At 62.4% G+C, this 16,674-nt stretch carries 15 protein-coding genes and 1 pseudogene; 6 read left to right on the forward strand and 10 right to left on the reverse strand.

The genetic code is table 11. The features are described 5' to 3' along the window. Positions 1 to 8: 8 nt before the first annotated feature. The 10 genes and pseudogenes from ACM6IP_RS02055 to ACM6IP_RS02100 form a co-directional block, all read right to left on the reverse strand. Complete coding sequence (locus ACM6IP_RS02055; RefSeq protein ID WP_401126861.1) at positions 9 to 380, reverse strand: ethanolamine utilization protein EutQ; 372 nt, start codon at positions 378 to 380, stop codon at positions 9 to 11. Continuing rightward, on the reverse strand, positions 377 to 1,705 hold the full coding sequence (locus tag ACM6IP_RS02060; protein ID WP_320332507.1) for an FAD-binding oxidoreductase: 1,329 nt from the start codon (positions 1,703 to 1,705) through the stop codon (positions 377 to 379). The genes ACM6IP_RS02055 and ACM6IP_RS02060 overlap by 4 nt, the downstream gene beginning before the upstream one ends. Before the next feature lie 10 nt (positions 1,706 to 1,715). Next, positions 1,716 to 2,960, reverse strand: a complete 1,245-nt coding sequence (locus ACM6IP_RS02065) for an FAD-dependent oxidoreductase (RefSeq protein ID WP_414860888.1) — start codon at positions 2,958 to 2,960, stop codon at positions 1,716 to 1,718. After that, a pseudogene (locus ACM6IP_RS02070) lies at positions 2,949 to 3,113 on the reverse strand (rubredoxin); the annotation flags it as partial. The gene ACM6IP_RS02065 and the pseudogene ACM6IP_RS02070, both read right to left, overlap by 12 nt. 5 nt (positions 3,114 to 3,118) lie before the next feature. Beyond that, a complete protein-coding gene (locus tag ACM6IP_RS02075; protein WP_414860855.1) occupies positions 3,119 to 4,564 on the reverse strand; it encodes an aldehyde dehydrogenase family protein in 1,446 nt (481 codons plus the stop codon). Between the two features lie 12 nt (positions 4,565 to 4,576). Beyond that, positions 4,577 to 5,764 carry an aromatic ring-hydroxylating oxygenase subunit alpha gene (locus ACM6IP_RS02080; RefSeq protein WP_174244582.1) on the reverse strand — a complete coding sequence of 396 codons (1,188 nt, stop codon included), beginning with the start codon at positions 5,762 to 5,764 and terminating at the stop codon, positions 4,577 to 4,579. A 239-nt stretch (positions 5,765 to 6,003) separates the two neighbouring features. Continuing rightward, on the reverse strand, positions 6,004 to 6,921 hold the full coding sequence (locus tag ACM6IP_RS02085) for a LysR substrate-binding domain-containing protein (RefSeq protein WP_095170751.1): 918 nt from the start codon (positions 6,919 to 6,921) through the stop codon (positions 6,004 to 6,006). 164 nt (positions 6,922 to 7,085) lie between these two features. Then, entirely contained in the window at positions 7,086 to 8,330 is a 1,245-nt protein-coding gene (locus ACM6IP_RS02090; protein WP_095170753.1) for a saccharopine dehydrogenase family protein, read from the reverse strand. A gap of 27 nt (positions 8,331 to 8,357) precedes the next feature. Further along, positions 8,358 to 9,455: a carboxynorspermidine decarboxylase gene (locus ACM6IP_RS02095; protein ID WP_095170755.1), complete on the reverse strand. Its 1,098-nt coding sequence runs from the start codon at positions 9,453 to 9,455 to the stop codon at positions 8,358 to 8,360. 702 nt (positions 9,456 to 10,157) lie between these two features. Beyond that, positions 10,158 to 11,195: an Ldh family oxidoreductase gene (locus tag ACM6IP_RS02100; RefSeq protein ID WP_095170757.1), complete on the reverse strand. Its 1,038-nt coding sequence runs from the start codon at positions 11,193 to 11,195 to the stop codon at positions 10,158 to 10,160. A gap of 130 nt (positions 11,196 to 11,325) precedes the next feature. Between ACM6IP_RS02100 and ACM6IP_RS02105 the strand changes: the two genes are divergently transcribed. The 6 genes from ACM6IP_RS02105 to ACM6IP_RS02130 all read left to right on the forward strand — a co-directional run bounded on the left by ACM6IP_RS02105 (position 11,326) and on the right by ACM6IP_RS02130 (position 16,607). Beyond that, positions 11,326 to 12,201 (forward strand): MurR/RpiR family transcriptional regulator, encoded by an 876-nt coding sequence (locus ACM6IP_RS02105; protein ID WP_401126848.1) that lies wholly within the window; start codon positions 11,326 to 11,328, stop codon positions 12,199 to 12,201. Between the two features lie 13 nt (positions 12,202 to 12,214). Continuing rightward, entirely contained in the window at positions 12,215 to 12,970 is a 756-nt protein-coding gene (locus ACM6IP_RS02110) for a transporter substrate-binding domain-containing protein (protein WP_095170761.1), read from the forward strand. Between the two features lie 111 nt (positions 12,971 to 13,081). Further along, positions 13,082 to 13,801 carry an ABC transporter permease gene (locus ACM6IP_RS02115; protein ID WP_095170769.1) on the forward strand — a complete coding sequence of 240 codons (720 nt, stop codon included), beginning with the start codon at positions 13,082 to 13,084 and terminating at the stop codon, positions 13,799 to 13,801. Then, the gene (locus tag ACM6IP_RS02120; protein ID WP_095170771.1) at positions 13,798 to 14,508 is read left to right on the forward strand and encodes an ABC transporter permease; all 711 of its coding nucleotides are present in this window, start codon (positions 13,798 to 13,800) and stop codon (positions 14,506 to 14,508) included. Before ACM6IP_RS02115 ends, ACM6IP_RS02120 begins: the two co-directional genes overlap by 4 nt. A gap of 51 nt (positions 14,509 to 14,559) precedes the next feature. Further along, positions 14,560 to 15,801, forward strand: a complete 1,242-nt coding sequence (locus tag ACM6IP_RS02125) for an NAD(P)/FAD-dependent oxidoreductase (RefSeq protein ID WP_095170773.1) — start codon at positions 14,560 to 14,562, stop codon at positions 15,799 to 15,801. 17 nt (positions 15,802 to 15,818) lie between these two features. Further along, on the forward strand, positions 15,819 to 16,607 hold the full coding sequence (locus tag ACM6IP_RS02130; protein WP_414860856.1) for an amino acid ABC transporter ATP-binding protein: 789 nt from the start codon (positions 15,819 to 15,821) through the stop codon (positions 16,605 to 16,607). Positions 16,608 to 16,674 lie beyond the last annotated feature (67 nt).

Below are 16,674 nucleotides of genomic sequence, written 5' to 3' on the forward strand. Positions count from 1 at the left end.
AGTTGGCGTCACGCCAATCCGTGCAGCTCTTTCCAGTTGCCCGGGTGCACCACGTAGCCGAACAAGGCATGACCGCCATACACCAGCTCGCTGCCTTCAGGAATCCACAACACCTGGCCTGGCCTGACCTCGAACATTTCACCGTCGGCCTGCAGCTGCAGACAGCCCTCGATCACGAAGATCACCTCGTCATACAGCACCGTCCACCGCACCTCGGCCCCTTCCCAGCGGGCAAATCCCACCCCGATGTTCGGCGACACCTCGTTGCTCACGGCACGGGCGACATAGGCCGCTCCGGGCGGCCCACCACGCACGGTGAATGTCAGGTCCTGCTGGTCGATGCACAGCACCCGTGCCTTGCCTGGGACGCGCGGGCTCATAACTCACTCCGGCTGTTCCAGGCGGCCAGGCGAATGCGCGAGCGCACCCCCAGGCCGAGAAACGGTTCCGGCGGGTTGAGCGACGGCATGCCGGTCACCGCGCGGATATCGTTCAACTGCGCCGAATCGGCGCCCACCGCCAGATCGGCCAGCAAGGTCCCGGAGATCGTGCCCCAGGCCGCACCCACCCCGTTGTCGCACGCCGAGGCATGCAGCCCCGGTTCCAGTTCGCCAAAGAAGTTGGTGAAGTTGCGCGAGATCGCGTAGACCCCACCCCAGGTATGACTGAAAGGCACCTCGGCCAGTTGCGGGAAGCGCGCCAGGAACGCCTTGCGATGCGCCGCGCGCACGTCCAGGCGCATGGCATCGCTGGTGCTGCGCCCATACTTGGGCACATGTTTGTAGGTATTGCGGATAATCAGGCGACGATCCTCGGTCATGCGCACCGTGGTACCGGCGTGGTCCGCCGGGGTCAGCCCCCAGTCCACCTGACCGCCGTAGGCCGCCAGCTCGTTGTCGGTCAGCGGTCGGGTCCAACTGGCGAAGGTCATCACCGGCAGCAGGCGGTTACGCAAATAACCAAACTCCTGGGTGAAGATGCTGGTGCCGAGCAATACCTGCGGGCAGCGGATCAGCCCCTGGCTGCCATGCAACAGCCAGCCGCCCTTGCCGTCGCGCTCCAGGCGCTGGATCGGTGACTCTTCCAGCAACTCGACATTCTCCGGCAACGAACGCGCCAGCCCGGTGACCAGGGCCGCGGGTTGCATCAGGTAGCAGCCGGGGGTGTAGATCGCGCCACTGTAATGCTGGGTGCCCAGGACGCTGGACAGTTCTGCCGGACCCACCCGGCGAAACGGTTCGCCAAGGTCGCTCATCAGCCGCTCGAAGTGATCCAGGTAAGCCAGGCCACGCGCACCGACGGCACCTTGATACTTACCGGCATGGGACCATTGGCAATCGATCCCACGGCTCTGCACCAAACCTTGCAACTGCGCGATGGCGGCGCGATTGAGCCCCAGCAAGCGCTGCTTGTGTGCCGGGTCCGGATGCTCCAGGGCGAATTTGTGGGGCAGGTCAATCACAAACCCAGAGTTGCGCCCCGAAGCCCCGTGAGCCACCCGTTGGGCATCGACCAACAGAATCCGTGCTTGCGGGTGATGCGTTGCCAGGCGGCGTGCGGCCGCCAGGCCTGCAAACCCTGCGCCGACGATGGTGAAGTCGGCCCGCTGCTCACCGGACAGGCGCGTGCAGGCGGGTTGTGCAGGCAAGGCTGCGTACCAGCCGCAGCTGGCATCGTCATACGGCAGATTGATCGTGTTCTTCATGATTCGGGCCTCAGGCTACAGCCTGTTGGGAGTTCTGGCAGGACTGCAGCAAACGGCTGCGTTGGGCTTGCGCCTGGCGACCGAGCAGGACAAAACCTTGCAGCGCGCCGTCGACGTCATGGAAACCGGCACTCACCCCGTCCTCGGTCAAGGTGCAGCGCCATTCCCCCACGCAACCCGCCGCGGGCGGCAGCAGGCACAGCGGCGCTACCGGGGTCTTGACCGTCACCGGCATCAACGGGTAATCGACGGCCGTAGGCCGGCCGAGCAAGGTCTGGCTGAGTGCCTGGATACCCTGGTTGATCGGTGCCAGATACGGCAACAACTGCCCGGCGATTTCGATGCAATCGCCCAGGGCGTAGATCCCCGGCTGGGAAGTCTGCAACCGCGAGTCCACTTGAATGCCCCTGCCAACTGTCACCCCGGCACTCTCTGCCAGGCTGAGGTCCGGCCGCAGCCCGACGGCAGACAACACCAGGTCAGCCTCGATGCGTTGCCCGTCGGCGAGTTGCAAGCCGTAACCCTGGGCCGTTGGCTCGATGGCCTGCAGGGTGTTCTGCAGATACCAGTTCACTCCCAATTCGCTGAGGGCGTGCTGCAACTTCTGGCCGGCCTCGACCGGCAGCAGCCGCTCCATGGGCCAGCGACCGAGGCCGATGACATCGACTTGCACGCCGTTGCTGGCCAGGTCGTTGGCAAACTCGCAACCGATCAGGCCGTCGCCCAGGATGGCGACACGCTGCACGCTGCTCAGGCGCTGACGAAACTGTCGGTAGTCGTGCAAATTGTTGACGCTGAGCACGGCACTGGTGTCGCCCTCGATCGCCAGGCGCAGCGGCATCGCGCCGCTGGCGAGGACCAACTGGCCGTAGTCCATCTCACCCAAACTGGTGCTCAAGCGCCGCGCCGCGCTGTCAATGCGCTGCACCTGGCAATGCGCATAGACGCGGATGTTCAGGCGCCGCTCGATGGCCATCGGCGACTCGCTGGCCAATGCCTCGGCGTCTTTGCCCTGGGCCAGCCCGATCGACAGTGCCGGCTTGGAATACAAGTGCCCGCAGTCCTGGGTCAGCACGCAGATCTCCACCCTAGGGTCGGCCTTGCGCAATGCCTGGGCCAGGCCGTAACCGGCGTAACCGCTGCCGATGATGACGATCGGCTGGGTCGGCAACAGCGCGGCAGGAGCTATCACCGGGGTGGGCAACGGCACACTGGCGACGGCGGCCGGCGCAACATGCTCACTGATATCGAGCATCTCGAAATCCGCCTTGCCGACGTGGCATTCGGGGCACAGCCAGTCTTCGGGCACATCCTCCCAGCGCGTGCCGGCGACGATGCCGTCCTGGGGCCAGCCCAGCGCCTCGTCGTAGATCAGGCCACAGACGATACACAGCCAAGTCTTGTACATGGCGCTCACTCCCCCGCAACCCGGATCGCTACGTTCTTGGTGCGCACATAGCTGTACAAGGCTTCCTGGCCCTTTTCCCGGCCAAAACCCGACAGCCCGACGCCACCAAACGGGGTTTCGATTCCCCCGGCGTACCATTCGTTGACGAACACCTGGCCGGCCCTCAGGCGCCGGGTGCAGCGCATCGCCCGGCTGATGTCCTGGGTGAACACCCCCGCCACCAGGCCGAACTCGGTACCGTTGGCGATGGCGATCGCTTCCTCCTCGGTGTCGAAAGGGATCACCGCCAGCACCGGGCCAAACACCTCTTCCTGGGCAATGCACATGTCGGGACGCACATCGCGGAACACCGTCGGGGCCATGAAGTGACCGGCTCGGTCAGGCAATGCCTGGCCACCGGTGGCCGCTACCGCACCTTGCGCCACAGCGCGGCGACACAGGTCTTCGATACCTGCCAGTTGTCCGGCACTGACCACGGGCGTGAGGTCCGCGTCGTCCTGGCCGATCCCGACGCTGAGCCCTTCGGCCATGGCGACCACGGACTCGACCACTTGCTCATAAATCTCGCGCTGCACCAGCAGCCGGGACATCGCTGAACAGACCTGGCCGGCATTGAAGAAAATCCCCGACTGGACGCTGGCCAGCAGTTGCTCGGGGTCGGCATCGGCGAAGGCAATCGCCGCCGACTTGCCCCCCAACTCCATCACGCTGGGAATCGCGTGTTGGGCGGCATCCCGCAAGATCGACTGCCCGGTAGGCACGGAACCGGTGAACACAATCTGGTCCACCGCACGGTGGCTGACCAAGTGCGCCCCGACCTCACGGCCTCGGCCGCAGATCAGGTTGACCGCGCCTCGCGGCAAGCCCGCTTTGCTGATGGCGCCGATCAGTACACACAGGCCCAACGGTGAAAGCTCAGGCGACTTGATGACCACCGCGTTACCCGCCGCCAACGCCGGGGCCAGGGAACGCGCACAGATCGAAACCGGGAAGTTCCAGGGCACGATCTGCGCCGAAACGCCCATCGGGTCGTACAGGGTAAAGTCCATGTAACCGTTGCCCAGCGGGATCGAGGTGCCCTCGATCTTGTCCGCCATCCCGGCGTAATACTCGAAGTACCGCGCCGCCTCGACGAACTCGTCCCTGGCGTCGCACAGGCGCTTGCCGTTCTCCTGGCACAGCACCCAGGCGCCCTCGTCGGCCACGGCGCGAATTTCTTCGGCGATGCGCAGCAGCCAAGTAACGCGTTGCGCCGGGCGCACTCGGGTCATTTCACCGCTGTCGGCACAGCGCCGGGCCGCCGCCAAGGCGCGCTCGGCGTCTGCCAGACCGGCCTGGGCGATGGTTGCGAGCAACTCGCCATTGCCCGGGTTGTGGACTTTCAAGTGCTGGGTACTGTCGCTCCATTCACCGTCGATGTAGTTGAGCCAGTGCGAGGCTATCGGATACATGGGCGCTCCTCCTCAGGCAGACGGCGTGGTGGCGAGCAACTGACGTGCAGCCCACTGGTGGAAGAAGTGCGTCGGGATGTCCATTTCCGGAGAGAACGCGCCACCTTTGTAGCCTGGGGAGAAACGGCCTTTCTGCATGCCTTCCACCGAGCTGATGTCTTCCTGGAACACCACTTTCCAGGACTCGAGAATCGCTGCGCGGCAGGCGGCGAACTCATCGCTGGTGGCCGCTTCGTCACCCACATAGAACAGGCGCAGGTGCTCGATGGTGCGTCCCGGCGCAACCGGCTCAAGCTGCATGGCAAAGGCGTGGTCGGCCTGGATGCCCAGCAGCACGTTGGGGAAAAATGCTACATATTCGGCGTTGCGCAGACGGTCCTGGGGCCACGCCGGGAACTTCGGCAGGTGGGTCCCGGCGACATCCGAGAGGTTGTAGGCGTAGCTGCCCTGGCCGGCGAAATGCTCGTCGAACAGGATGTTGTAGTGGTCTTCCAGGCGTGAATAGGAGTTCAGGCTCGGGTGCACCCACGGCAGGTGATAGGCCTCGCAGTAGTTCTCCACCGCCAGCTTCCAGTTGCAGTTGATGTCCAGGGTGGTCTGGTCCTGGCCCGCACGGCGACGCAGCAGGCTCATGCCGTCCTCGCCAAGGAACTGGGTCCAGCGCGTGGTCAGTGGCGCGAGCATGTCCTCGAGTGGCTGGGCGTCGCCCGACAGGTTGATGAACACCATGTCCATCCAGATCGCGCTGCGGATGGCTTTCAGGCCGTGCTTTTCGCAGGCGAAGCGCTCGTCCTTGTGCTGATCGATCCCGCCGACGTGCGGCGTGCCACGCAGGCCGCCGTTGAGGTCATAGGTCCAGGAGTGGTAAGGGCAGCGAATCACCCCTTGCACCTCACCGGCCTCCTCCACCAGCTTCATGCCGCGGTGACTGCAAACGTTATGGAATACCTGCACCAGGCCTTCACGGTTGCGCATCAGCAGCAGGGGCAGGCCCATGAAATCAATCGGCTTGACCGAACCGGCCTTGACCAGGTCGCTGGCGAAACCGACACAGGCCCAGGTCTTGCCCATGACCTGATCACGTTCCAGTTCGAAGAAATGTTGATCGGTGTAGAACTCGTTGCTCAGCCCGGTGGCCTCATGGATCGGGTTAAGTACGGTTTCAAGGTGATGCACAGGAATTTGGCGGTTGTTGCTCATTATTGTTTTCCCCTGCTGGGCACGGTTTGGAAAGATCGGCAGGCCCACTGGCCACTGTCCGTTGGCAGCCAGTTTGGGAAAACAGGAGTGGTCTCGACAAACGATATTTGCGGGGCGATTCATGACTTTTAGTCATAAATTCGCCCACCTTGTTTTTTGCCTTGAAACTTGCTAATTGCAGGGGCGCGCGAATATATGAGCAACTTGTTGTTATCGGCAAGTTTAACTTTTTGCGATTCTTAGACGGAGTCTTTCGAAGGCGGAAGTTGATTCAACAACCAACTTCTAAAGCACTTCACACTCTGGCGCATAGCCCCCCGGGACAACGGTTCCAGCAAACAGAACTGCGCCTCGGTCGTTAATACCGCCTCCAGCGGTCGTACCAATGCGCCGGTGCGCAAAGGGTCATCGACCAGGTTCGACCAGGCCAGGGCAATGCCCTGCCCGTTGATTGCCGACTGGATCAGCATCGAGTAACTATTGATATTGATTCGGCGCTTTGGCTCGACCTTGTTCAGGCCCTGGCTGAGCAACCAGTCGGACCAGCCGATCCAGTCCCGCTGCGGGTCATCGAGGTACAGCCAGGTCAAGCCGGCCAGGTCTTCAGGCTTGCTCAAATGCGGGTGCTGGGCCAGGTAGGCCGGGCTGCAAACCGGGTACACCTCCTCGCAAAACAAGGGCGTTACCTGCATGTTCGGCGGCGGTGTACGGCAGTAATACAAGGCCAGGTCACAGTCCAGCCGGGAGAAATCCTTGACCTGGTCGTGGGCGATGATCCGCAGGTCGATCTCTTCGTTTTCGCGCTGGAACTGGGTGACTTTGGGCAATAACCAGAGTGATGCCATGGCCGTACTGGTGGCCACCGTTACTTGCTCGGCCCCCTGCCATTGGCGTATTTCGCCGGTGGCTTGCGCCACGCCCAGCAATGAATTGCGAACCGCTTCGTAATACTGGCTGGCGGCCGGGCTTAGTTGCAGAGTACGGGTCGTGCGTATAAATAGGGTTTTACCCAGGTAATCTTCGAGCAAACGGACCTGGCGACTGATCGCGCCTTGGGTAACGTTTAATTCATGCGCCGCCAACGTGAAACTCATGTGCCGCGCTGCGGCCTCAAAAGCAATCAAACTATTGAGGGGTGGAAGTGGATGGATTCTCATGCAGGCAAGTCACGTCGTTATTGTGGTTATATGCCACTAGTCTAGCCCTTGTAATAAGAAGTGCACAGAGGGACGCTCGCCCACCGGTCCTGTGCTGGAAAACAAAACGCCGCTCAATGAGCGGCGTTCTTGTGCGCGGGGCAGTTACCAGGACCTGGAAGGCCTCAGGCTTTGCTGTCCCATGGACGATCGCCACGCTCATCCTTGATGCGGGTCGGCAAGCCCATCACGTCCAGCGCCTTGAGGAACGGCTCGGCTGGCAGCTCCTCGACGTTGACCATGCGTTGCACGTCCCACTCGCCACGGGCGACCAGCAAGGCGGCGGCTACAGGTGGCACGCCAGCGGTGTAGGAAATGCCCTGGCTGTCGGTTTCGGCATAGGCCTCCTCGTGATCAGCCACGTTGTAGATGAACACTTCACGCGGCTGGCCATCCTTGGTGCCCTTGACCAGGTCGCCGATGCAGGTCTTGCCGGTGTAGCCAGGCGCCAGCGAACTTGGGTCTGGCAGCACGGCCTTGACCACTTTCAACGGCACCACTTCCAGGCCTTCGGCAGTCTTGACCGGTTGCTCGGAGAGCAGGCCAAGGTTCTTGAGTACGGTGAACACATTGATGTAGTGCTCGCCGAAGCTCATCCAGAAACGCACGTTGGCCACGCCGAGGTTCTTCGACAGGGAGTGCACTTCATCGTGACCGGTGAGGTAGAGGTTCTGCGCGCCGACCACTGGCAGGTCGTCGGTGCGTTTGACTTCGAACATGGTGTTGCTGGTCCACTGGCTGTCCTGCCAGCTCCACACCTGTCCGGTGAATTCGCGGAAGTTGATTTCCGGGTCGAAATTGGTGGCGAAATATTTGCCGTGGGAACCGGCATTGACGTCGAGAATGTCGATCGAATCAATGCGGTCGAAATACTGTTGTTGCGCCAGGGCTGCATAGGCGTTGACCACACCCGGGTCGAAGCCCACGCCGAGAATGGCGGTGACGTTCTTCTGCTGGCATTCCTCGAGGTGTTTCCACTCGTAGTTGCCATACCAGGGCGGCGTTTCACAGATCTTGCCCGGCTCTTCGTGGATGGCGGTGTCCAGGTAGGCGACACCGGTATCGATGCAGGCACGCAGCACCGACATGTTGAGGAACGCGGAACCAACGTTGATGACGATCTGCGATTCGGTTTCGCGGATCAGCGTCTTGGTCGCTTCGACATCCATGGCGTCCAGGGCAAAAGCCTGGATATCGGCGGGCACTTTGAGGCTGCCCTTGGCCTTGACGCTGTCGATGATGGCCTGGCATTTGGAGATGTTGCGCGACGCGATAGCAATACGACCGAGTTCATCGTTGTGCTGCGCGCACTTGTGGGCCACCACCTTGGCGACACCTCCTGCACCAATGATAAGTACGTTCTTCTTCAATTTTTCTCTCTCTCCTTCTGCGCCAGCTTACGAAAGGCTGGACAAGTAATCGTCGAAACCAAACTCACGAACCAGCTCGACACTACCATCGAGTTGTTTCACTACGATGGACGGCATTTTCAGGCCGTTGAACCAGTTTTTCTTGACCATGGTGTAACCCGCGGCATCGACAAACGACAGACGGTCGCCAATCGCCAACGGTGCAGCAAACTGATACTCACCAAAGATATCCCCGGCCAGGCAGGATTTGCCGCACACCATGTAGGTGTGTTCACCCTCGCTCGGCGCCAGCTTGGCGTTCAGGCGGTAGATCAGCAGATCGAGCATGTGCGCTTCGATGGAGCTGTCCACGACGGCCAGGTGCTTGCCGTTGTAGAGGGTGTCGAGCACGGTGACTTCCAGCGAAGCGCTCTGGGTGATGGCAGCTTCGCCCGGCTCCAGGTAGACCTGCACGCCGTACTTCTGCGAAAAAGCCTTGAGGCGCGCGCAGAACTGGTCGAGGGCATAGTCTTCACCGGTGAAGTGAATACCGCCGCCCAGGCTGACCCACTCGACCTTGTGCAGCAGGTGACCGAAGCGCTCCTCGATGGTGCACAGCATCTGGTCGAACAGGCCAAAGTCGCCGTTCTCGCAGTTGTTGTGGAACATGAAGCCGGAGATCTGCTCGATGACCGCCTCGACCTTGACCGGGTCCCACTCGCCCAGGCGGCTGTATGGACGCGCCGGGTCTGCCAGCAGGTAGTCGGAGCTGCTCACCTGCGGGTTGACCCGCAGACCGCGAACCTTGCCTTCGGACGCCTCGGCAAAGCGCTGCAGCTGGCCAATGGAGTTGAAGATGATCTTGTCGCAGTTGGCGAGCATCTCCTCGATCTCATCGTCGGCCCAGGCCACGCTGTAGGCGTGGGTCTCGCCGGCAAATTTCTGGCGGCCGAGCTTGAGCTCGTAGAGCGAGGACGAGGTGGTGCCATCCATGTACTGCTCCATCAGGTCGAACACCGACCAGGTGGCGAAGCACTTGAGCGCCAACAGGGCCTTGGCCCCGGACTGCTCGCGCACATAGGCGATCTTCTGCATGTTCGCCAGCAGCTTTTGTTTATCGATCAGGTAGTACGGCGTCTTAATCATTTCGAGGCCTCCGGCAAGGCTAGCCAAAAAAGGATGCGCATTGTGCCTTCACTGACTGCAGATCGAAAGAGCAGAAAGCGTTTGCGCCCTGGCCAGGGCATGGGAAGGGGTCAGTTATAACGGGGCGGGGCATGCAGGACGGCAGTTTCAACCCACCAAACCGGTGGGGGTGTCAGGTGCCATGGATGTTGACTGTGCCGGCCTCATCGCGGGCAAGCCCGCTCCCACAGTGATTTTGGCTGTTCACAGATTTTGTATATACCACATCAAACCTGTGGGAGCGGGCTCGCCCGCGATGGCGGTGTGTCAGGCGCCAGCGATGTTGGCTGTGCTGGCCTCATCGCGAGCAGGCTCGCTCCCACAATGAATTTGGCTACTCACAGATTTTGTATACACCCATACCAAACCTGTGGGAGCGGGCTTGCCCGCGATGGCGGTGTGTCAGGCGCCAGCGATGTTGGCTGTGCTGGCCTCATCGCGAGCAGGCTCGCTCCTACAGTGAATTTGGTTGCTCACAGATTTTGTATACACCACATCAAACCTGTAGGAGCGAGCCTGCTCGCGATAGCGGTGTGTCAGGCAACATAGATGTTGGCTGTGCTGGCCTCATCGCGAGCAAGCCGCAAGCGGGCGCTCGCTCCCACAATGAATTTGGTTGCTCACAGATTTTGTATACACCTGCAAGGTCGGATACACCTTTGCCTAGCGCGCGCTCGCCAGTTCACGCAGCCGCGCCAACTCGGCTGCAGGCAGGCTGATGCCATCGGCCAGGGATTTGGCCCGTTCCTGATACCGTCGGTCGCCTGGCATGCGTTGCAGGCCGACGCCGCGCATCTGCTGCACCAGTTCTTCGCTACGGCTGGCGAAGTGGTTGCCGGCGGTCTTGCTCGGATCGATCACGATCAGCAACTGACCGGTCCAGGGGGTTTGTGCCCCGGGATGGTTCGACCAGTCGAACTCGAACGAGAAGTTGCCGCCGGTCAGGGCCGCCGCCAACAGTTCCACCATCATCGACAGGGCCGAACCCTTGTGCCCGCCAAACGGCAGCAGCGCGCCGCCGTTGAGGATTGCCTTGGGGTCCCGGGTCGGCTGGCCCAGGCTGTCGACGCCCATGCCCTCGGGCAGCAATTGACCCTGACGCGCGGCGATCTGCACATCGCCGTGGGCGATGGCGCTGGTCGCCAGGTCAAAGACGATCGGCTCGCCACCGGCACGCGGTGCGGCAAAGGCAATCGGGTTGGTGCCGAACAGCGGCCGTTGCGCGCCATGGGGCACCACGCAGGTCATGCTGTTGACCACGCTCAAGGCCACCAGGCCCTCTTCGGCGAAGGGTTCGACGTCCGGCCAGAGCGCGGCGAAATGGTGCGAGTTGCGGATCGCCAACACCGCGATGCCGGCACTGCGGGCCTTTTCGACCAGCAAGCCACGGGCTGCGGCCAAGGCCGGCTGGGCAAAACCTTTGGCCGCGTCGACCCGGACAAAACCCGAAGCCACATCCTCCACCACCGGCACGGCCCGACCATCCACCCAGCCACTGGCCAACGACGACAGGTAACCGGGAATGCGGAACACCCCGTGACTGTGGGCGCCGTCGCGCTGGGCGCTGGCACAGTTGTGCGCCAGTACCTGGGCGACTTCCGACGAGGTGCCGTGCTGTTCAAAGATGCGCTGCAGCAGCTCAGTCAGGTCGGCAAGTGAAAGGCTTTGCACTTCGGGCAAAGCGGTGTTGGCGTGGGACATTCTGAAGCTCCGGGCGATTTGTTGTTATGGGCGAACTATCCGGCGATGACAGTTATCTGTCAAATATTGACTTTATGACAGAAAACATCCATTTTCCTTCCCAAGCGCTGAATAACAACAGGAAACAGCCTTGAGCCAGCCCATCAAACAACGCCTTGAAAGCAGTCTGTCAACCGCCGCCGCCTCTGGCCGGGCGATTGCCAACTACATGCTGGCCAACCTCTATGAACTGCCGTTCCAGACCGCTGCCGACATTGCCGCGAAGTTGAACGTCAGTGAATCCAGCGTCGGGCGCTTCTGTCGCTCCATCGGCTACAGCCACTTCAAAGACCTGAAAAACGACCTCAAGGCCGACCTGGGCGATGGCCCGTGGCTGGTAGGCGACCGTTTGCAGGAATTCCGCCAGCAGGCCAGCCAGGGTCCGCAGGGCCTGCCCCGCAGCTTCGAGCTGGAAGTGGCGGCGCTGGTCAAGGTCTACGAATACAGCCTGACCCCCACCTGGCACGCCGTCAGCCAGCGCCTGGCCAGCCGGCGCAAGGTGTTCGTCGCCGGGTTCCAGACCGAACGGGGCATCGCCGCCTCCATGGTGCACTTGCTGCAGTACCTGCGCGATGACGTGCACTGGGTCGACGGCGCTGCCGGGCATTACGCCGACGTGCTGCTCAGCCTGCCCGATGACAGCGCCCTGGTGGTGTTCGAAGCCCGCCGCTATTCACGCCATGCCCTGACCCTGTGCCGCAAGGCCCGCGAGGCGGGCATCCCGGTGACGCTGGTCACCGACACCTTTTGCGACTGGGCCGAGCAGAACGCCGACGAAGTGTTCCGCGTGCCCACCGAGTTCAACCTCTTCTGGGAGTCGACCGCCGCGATGCTGTCGTTGGTGCACCTGCTGGTCAACGACGTCTGCAAACAGCTGGGCCCGGAAGTGGAAAAACGTCTTGCCGCCGTTGCGCTCCTGCACAACGAGTTCGTTGGATACACATCATCACCAAGCTCAAAACAATAAATCGAGGTGCTAGATGAAACACGTCATTCGCTTTGCCAGTGCATGTGCAATGGTCCTGGCCGGGGCCTCCGGCGCGCAGGCTGAAGTCCTGAAGATCGCCACCGAAGGCGCTTACCCGCCGTTCAACTATGTCGACTCGGACAACAAGCTGCACGGTTTCGATGTGGACATTGCCAACGCGCTGTGTGAACGCATGAAAGTCCAATGCAAGATCGTCGCCCAGGACTGGGAAGGGATTATCCCGGCGCTGATGGCGAAGAAATACGACGCCGTGGTCGCCTCGATGATCGCCACCGACGAGCGCAAGCAGAAGATCGATTTCACTAACCACTACTACCGCACTCCGCTGTCCGTGGCCGTGCCCAAGGACTCGGACATCTCCGACGCCCAGACCGATTTCAAAGGTCGCACCGTGGGTGCCCAGGCCTCCTCGACCCAGGCCATCTACGCCGAAGATCACTACGGCCCGGCTGGCGCCGACGTCAAGTTCTACCCGACCCTGGATGAAGCCAACAGCGACCTGGCTGCCGGCCGCGTCGACGGGGTGATTGCCGACAAGTTCCCACTGCTGGCCTGGATCGACAGCGCCGGCAAGGACTGCTGCAAGATCATCGGCGATGTCAACGGCACCACCGCCGACGCCTCCATCGCGGTACGCAAGGGTGACGATGCACTGCGCGAACGTTTCAACAAGGCGCTGGATGAAATCGTCGCCGACGGCACCTACAAGAAGATCTCCAGCCGCTACTTCGCGTTCGACATCTACTGATCCCCTGCCCCCCAGGCCAGCCTGCGGGGCGTTCCTTGCCGACCTGCTGCACCGCGCGCCCACCGGCGGCGGTGCACGCGTGCGGGCCTAATTTACCGAGAGGGTTCGAGCATGTTCGAAAACCTGTCACTGCTTTCCTTCGCCAGCGGCGGCTGGGGCTCAGCCTTGCTGGCCGGCGCCCTGGTGACCATCGTCCTGGCCTTGAGCTGTCTGCCGATCGGCTTGCCACTGGGGTTGGGCCTGGCCTTGGCCGCCCGCTCCCGACGTCGCTGGCCGCGCGCCATGAGCACGGTGTTTGCCACCGTGTTCCGTGGCCTGCCCGAACTGTTGACCCTGCTGATCATTTACTACGGCTGCCAGATCGGCGCGCAGAAACTGTTGTCGGTGATGGGCTACGAGGCTGAAGTGGCGATCAACCCCTTCGTCGCCGCCATGATCGCGTTCAGCCTGGTGTTCGCTGCGTTCTCCAGCCAGATCTGGCTGGGCGCCTTCAAGACCGTGCCCAAGGGCCAGTTCGAAGCCGCTGCCGCCCTCGGCCTGTCCCGGCGCACCACCTTTACCAAAGTGGTGCTGCCGCAACTGGTGCGCATCGCCCTGCCGGGCCTGTCGAACAACTGGCTGTCGTTGCTCAAGGACACTTCGCTGGTGTCGACCATCTCGCTGGTCGACCTGATGCGCCAGACCAACCTGGCCGTCAGCGTGACCAAGGAACCGATGTTGTTCTACACCGTGGCCTGCTTTGGCTACCTGTTCTTCTCGGCGATTTCCGGCCGCCTATTCCAGTACCTGGAACAGCATTTCAGCCGCCATCAACGGAGCGTGCGCCCATGAGCCTGGCTGAATTGCAGAGTCTGTTCCTCAGCCCTGAGTTGCTGGAACGTTATGGTCCACGCTTCATAGACGGGCTGTTGGTCACCGCCAAACTGGTGGCTATTTCCTTCACCCTCGGTGCCCTGCTCGGCCTGCTGATTGCCCTGGCGCGGTTGTCGGGCAACCGCTTTCTCAGCCGTTTTGCCGGCGTCTATGTGTACTTCTTCCGTGGCTCGCCGCTGCTGGCCCAACTGTTCATGCTGTATTACGGCCTGGGTTCGTTCAAAGGCTTCTGGCAGGACGTCGGCCTCTGGTGGTTCTTCCGTGACGCCTGGTTCTGCACCCTGCTGGCGTTCACCCTGAACACCGCGGCCTATCAGGCGGAGATCCTGCGGGGCAGCATCATGGCCGTGGCCCAGGGGCAACGCGAAGCCTGCAACGCCCTGAGCCTGTCGCGCTGGACCACCTTTCGCAAAGTCGTCCTGCCGCAATCGCTGCTGGTGGCCATCGGCCCCCTGGGCAACGAACTGATCCTGATGATCAAGGCCAGCGCCATTGCCTCGCTGGTGACCATCTACGACTTGATGGGGGTGACCAAACTGGCCTTCTCGCGCAGTTTCGACTTCCAGATCTACCTCTGGGCCGCGGTGCTGTACCTGCTGATCGTGGAAGTGGTGCGACGCAGCCTCAAAGCCCTGGAAGGCCGCCTCGGCCGCCACTTGCAGTAAACCGGTTTTTTCTCGGGCTGCCGTGGGCGCCCCAGCATCAAGGATCTACCCATGCATTGCCAAACCATCGTTCTGGGCGCCGGGATTGTCGGCGTCAGTACCGCCCTCCAGTTACAGGCCCGTGGCCGCCAGGTGGTGCTTATCGACCGCCAGCAGCCGGGCAAAGGCACCAGCCACGGCAACGCCGGGCTGATCGAGCGCGCCAGCGTGATTCCCTATTCGTTCCCCCGCGAGCTGTCGAGCCTGCTGCGCTACGCCCGCAACCAGCAATCGGACGTGCGCTACAGCCTCAAGCACCTGCCCAAGGCCGGTCCCTGGTTGCTGCAATACTGGCGGCACTCCGGGGCCAAGGGCCTGGCCATGGCGACCAAGGCCATGCTGCCGCTGGTGGAACGTTGTGTCAGTGAACATGACCTGCTCTCGACGCCAGCCGGCATGGACCATTTGATCCAGGCCGGCGGTTGGGTCGAGGCCTACAGCTCGATCCCGGCTTTCTTCAAGGCGCAGCAGGACGCCGCAGCACTGCAGCGCTTTGGCCTCAATTACCAGGTGCTCGACCGCGACGAACTGCGGGCGCGCCAACCCGGCCTGCACAGCAGCGTGATCGGTGGCATCCACTGGCTCGACCCCAAGACCGTCAGCGATCCCGGCGGCCTGACCCGTGGGTACGCCGAACTGTTCGTCGAACGCGGCGGCGTGTTTGTCCTCGGCGATGCCCTCTCCCTGCGCCAGGGCGAAGGCAAATGGCAGGTACAGACCGAGCAGGGCCTGGTGATCGGCGACGAAGCCGTGGTCGCCCTCGGTCCGCAAGCCCGAGGCGTCTTCGAACCCCTGGGCTACAAGATTCCGCTGGCGATCAAGCGCGGCTATCACATGCACTATGCCGCCCTGCCAGGCAGTTGCCTGCAACAACCCTTGCTCGACCCTATCGGCGGTTACGTGCTGGCGCCGATGGTGGGTGGCGTGCGTCTGACCACCGGGATCGAGTTCGCCGACAGTGACGACCCGATCAACGAAATCCAGTTGCGCCGCTGCGAAGAGCTGGCGCGCAAGTTCTACCCGCTGGGCGAACGCCTGGACGCCGAACCTTGGCTGGGCCGCCGCCCGTGCCTGCCGGACATGTGCCCGGTGATCGGCCCGGCAGCGCGGCACCCGGGCCTGTGGTTTAACTTCGGCCACGCCCACCACGGCCTGACCCTCGGCCCGGTCTGCGGCCGTTTGCTGGCCGAAATGATGACCGGCGCCACCCCGTTCACCGACCCTGCCCCTTACAGCGCCGAGCGCTTCCATTGATTGCCGGAGACCCGACCATGCCTGCCCTCTCTGCCCGTATCGATACGCCGCTGGCCGTGCAACCCGACACCCGTAAGGTAGTGGTGGATATCGCCGCCCTGAACAAGTTCTATGGCGCCTTCCATGTCTTGCACGACATCAACCTGCAAGTGCGCGAAGGCGAACGCATCGTCCTGTGCGGGCCTTCCGGCTCGGGTAAATCGACCCTGATCCGCTGCATCAACCGCCTGGAAATCGCCGAGAAAGGCCGGATCCTGGTGAATGACACCGACCTGTCCCAGAACACCCGCGAGGCGGCCAAGGTGCGCAGCGAAGTGGGCATGGTGTTCCAGCATTTCAATCTGTTCCCGCACATGAGCGTGCTCGACAACTGCACCCTGGCACCGATCTCGGTGCGTGGCCTGAGCCGCAAGAAAGCCGAGGAACTGGCCGAGCACTTCCTGCACAAAGTCGGGATCGCCAGCCAGGCCGGCAAGTACCCCAGCCAGCTCTCCGGCGGCCAGCAACAGCGCGTGGCCATCGCCCGGGCGTTGTGCATGGAACCGAAAATCATGCTGTTCGACGAGCCCACTTCGGCGCTCGACCCGGAGATGGTCAGCGAAGTGCTGGACGTGATGGTGAAACTGGCTGGCAGCGGCATGACCATGCTCTGCGTGACCCACGAGATGGGGTTTGCCCGGCAAGTAGCCGAGCGCGTGCTGTTTCTCGACGGTGGCCAGATCATCGAGGACGCCCCGCCGGAAGACTTCTTCAACGCCCCGAAAAGCCCACGGGCCAAGGCCTTCCTGGCGCAGATCGTGCATTGACACAGGCCAGGCCCGCAGGGTGCTGCGGGCCTGGCTGACGAACGTCAGGCGACTATTGGGCGATACC

Source organism: Pseudomonas sp. IT-P176 (assembly GCF_949767245.1).
In the GTDB taxonomy this organism is placed as follows: domain Bacteria; phylum Pseudomonadota; class Gammaproteobacteria; order Pseudomonadales; family Pseudomonadaceae; genus Aquipseudomonas.